This window comes from Sphingomonas sp. GC_Shp_6, assembly GCF_026540835.1.
Taxonomy (GTDB): Bacteria; Pseudomonadota; Alphaproteobacteria; order Sphingomonadales; family Sphingomonadaceae; genus Sphingomonas.
In genome coordinates, this window is the sequence record NZ_JALNUO010000042.1 from 1 (window position 1) to 1,768 (window position 1,768).

The window sequence follows — 1,768 nt, forward strand, 5'->3', positions numbered from 1 at the left end:
CGTCGCCCGCAACCATACCGGCGAGGGCATAGTTGCCACCCGTCAGCATCGCCGCCGTCGTGCCGTCATAGGTCTTGGCCACGCCGCCCGTCAGCGAGGCCGTCAGCGCCTTCGCCGCGATGCTGCCGATGGTGGCGCTCGCGTCCGCGTTGACGGTGTAGTTGGCCGCGTCGCTCCCGGTCAGCGCCAGGTTGCCCACGCTTACCGTCTTCGCGGTGCCGACGTTCTTGGTGTCGTAGCTGCCGCGGATGGGATTGTTCAGCGCGACGGCGTCGCCGGTCACCGCGCCGGCGAGCGCATAGTTGCCACCCGCCAGCGTCGCCGCCGTCGTGCCGTCATAAGTCTTCGCCACGCCGCCCGTCAGCGAGGCCGTCAGTGCCTTCGCCGCGATACTGCCGATCGCCGCGCTCGCGCTGGTGTTGACGGTGTAGTTGGCCGCGTCGCTCCCGCTCAGCGCCAGGTTGCCGACGCTCACGGTTTTCGCGGTGCCGACGTTCTTGGTGTCGTAACTGCCGCTCGTCGGCGCGTTCAGCGCCACCGCGTCGCCCGCAACAATACCGGCGAGCGCATAGTTGCCACCCGCCAGCGTCGCCGCCGTCGTACCATCATAGGTCTTGGCCACGCCGCCCGTCAGCGAGGCCGTCAGTGCCTTGGCCGCGATGCTGCCGATGGTGGCGCTCGCGTCCGTGTTGACGGTATAGTTGCCGGCGTCGCTCCCGCTCAGCGCCAGGTTGCCGACGCTGACCGTCTTCGCGGTGCCGACGTTCTTGGTGTCGTAACTGCCGCTCGTCGGGTTGTTCAAGGCGACGGCGTCGCCAGCCACCGCACCGGCCAGCGTGTAGTTGCCGCCCGCCAGCGTCGCCGCCGTCGTGCCGTCATAGGTCTTGGCCACGCCACCTGTCAGCGAGGCGGTCAGCGCCTTGGCCGCGATACTGCCGATCGCCGCGCTCGCGTCCGTGTTGACGGTATAGTTGCCGGCGTCGCTCCCGGTCAGCGCCAGGTTGCCGACGCTGACCGTCTTGGCCGTACCGATGTCCTTGGTGTCGTAGCTGCCGCTGATGGGATTGTTCAGGGCGACGGCGTCGCCAGCCACCGCACCGGCGAGCGTGTAGTTGCCGCCCGCCAGCGTCGCCGCCGTCGTACCATCATAAATCTTCGCCACGCCGCCCGTCAGCGAGGCCGTCAATGCCTTGGCCGCGATGCTGCCGATTGCAGCACTTGCGTCCGTGTTGACGGTATAGTTGCCGGCGTCGCTCCCGGTCAGCGCCAGGTTGCCGACGCTCACGGTTTTCGCGGTGCCGACGTTCTTCGTATCGTAACTGCCGCTCGTCGGCGCGTTCAGCGCCACCGCGTCGCCAGCCACCGCACCGGTAAGCGCATAGTTGCCACCCGCCAGCGTCGCCGCCGTCGTGCCATCATAGGTCTTGGCCACGCCGCCCGTCAGCGACGCCGTCAGTGCCTTGGCCGCGATGCTGCCGATTGCAGCACTTGCGTCCGTGTTGACGGTGTAGTTGCCGGCGTCGCTCCCGCTCAGCGCCAGGTTGCCGACGCTGACGGTTTTCGCGGTGCCGACGTTCTTGGTGTCGTAACTGCCGCTCGTCGGATTGTTCAAGGCGACGGCGTCGCCAGCCACCGCACCGGCCAGCGTGTAGTTGCCGCCCGCCAGCGTCGCCGCCGTCGTGCCGTCATAGGTCTTGGCCACGCCACCTGTCAGCGAGGCCGTCAGTGCCTTGGCCGCGATGCTGCCGATGGCGGCGCTCGCGTCCGT

The 1,768-nt window shown here is 68.6% G+C and carries 1 protein-coding gene; it reads right to left on the bottom strand.

Features of this window, described 5'->3' with window-relative positions; genetic code table 11:
- Positions 1-1,768, bottom strand: a 1,768-nt coding sequence (locus OXQ95_RS18590; RefSeq protein WP_267383112.1) for a YDG domain-containing protein, incomplete at both ends; no start/stop codon positions are given.